The 1,245-nt window shown below is 66.7% G+C and carries 1 protein-coding gene; it reads right to left on the bottom strand.

From position 1 onward, the window contains the following. Positions 1 to 30: 30 nt before the first annotated feature. Positions 31 to 1,184, bottom strand: a protein-coding gene (locus tag RUR49_RS17630; RefSeq protein WP_409147715.1) for an IS3 family transposase whose coding sequence is annotated in 2 segments (ribosomal slippage) — positions 31 to 938 and positions 938 to 1,184 — 1,155 coding nt in all. Because the reading frame shifts where the segments join, the coding sequence is not laid out codon by codon here. Positions 1,185 to 1,245 lie beyond the last annotated feature (61 nt).

Genomic DNA, 1,245 nt, shown 5'->3' with positions numbered 1-1,245 from the left:
TGGCCTGCTGCCGGTTCCGTGGACAGGCGGTTAAGCTAACAGAGCCTGCCTCTCATACTCCACAGGGCTGAGGTAGCCGAGCGTGGAGTGCCTGCGAACCGGGTTGTAGAAGCGCTCGACGTAGTCGAACACGTCCGCCCTGGCGTCGTCGCGGGTCCGGTACACCGTCTTTCCGATCCGCTCCGTCTTCAGCGACGAGAAGAAGCTCTCCATCGCAGCATTGTCCCAGACGTTCCCCGAGCGGCTCATTGAACAGGTGATGCCGAGGTCGGCCAGCAGCCGCCGGAACGCGTCGCTGGTGTACTGGCTGCCCTGGTCTGAGTGATGGAGCAGGGCATCCGGCTTTCCCCGACGCCAGATCGCCATGACGAGGGCGTCCGCCACCAGTTCCGCCGTCATCTCGGCCTTCATCGACCAGCCGACCACGCGCCGCGAGAACAGGTCGATGACGGCGGCGACGTAAAGCCAGCCCTCCGCCGTCCAGATGTAGGTGAAGTCGGCGATCCACTTGCTGTTCGCCTGCTCGGCAGCGAACCGCCGGTCGAGGACGTTCGGTGCCGCGGCGCCCTTCGCCCGCGGCCCCCCGTCCCGTGGCAGGCCGCGGCGGCGCGGCCGAGCCCGCAGCGCCTGGACGCGCATCAGTCGCTCGATCCGATGCAGGCCGCAATCGACGCCCCCGGCGAGCACGTCCCTCCACACCCGCCTGGCGCCATAGGTGCGAGCGCTGGCGAGGAAGCTCGCCCGCACCTCGGCGCCGATCGCCTCGTCCTCCTGTGCCCGCCTGCTCGGGCCACGATTGAGCCAGGCATGGAAGCCCGACCGCGAGACATCCAGCGCTTCGCACAGCCACGCCACCGGCCAGATGCCCCGGTGCTTCGCGATGAAGGCGAACCTCATGTCGCTTCCCTCGCGAAGAAGGCTGCGGCCTTTTTTAAGATGTCGCGCTCCGCCTTGAGCTTCACCACCTCGCGCCGAAGCCGTTCGATCTCGAGTTGCTCCGGCTTCACCTGACCATGGCCGGGAAACGCATGCGCCGGATCGGCCGCCAGCTCCCGCATCCACTTGCGAAGCACGTTCTCATGGACATCCAGATCGCGCCCGGCCTGCGCAACCGAGACGCCCCGCTCCTTGATCAACCGTACCGCCTCAACCTTGAACTCACGAGAGAACTTCCGGCGTTGCATCTCTACCCTCCAGCTCCTTGGACAACCCTATCTCGGTGTCCACGGAACCGGCAGCAGGCCA

Source organism: Pseudoxanthobacter sp. M-2, from assembly GCF_046156265.1.
In the GTDB taxonomy this organism is placed as follows: domain Bacteria; phylum Pseudomonadota; class Alphaproteobacteria; order Rhizobiales; family Segnochrobactraceae; genus CAMDHY01.
Note: the sequence above shows the minus strand (reverse complement) of the source record. Positions and strands in the feature narration are given on the sequence as shown.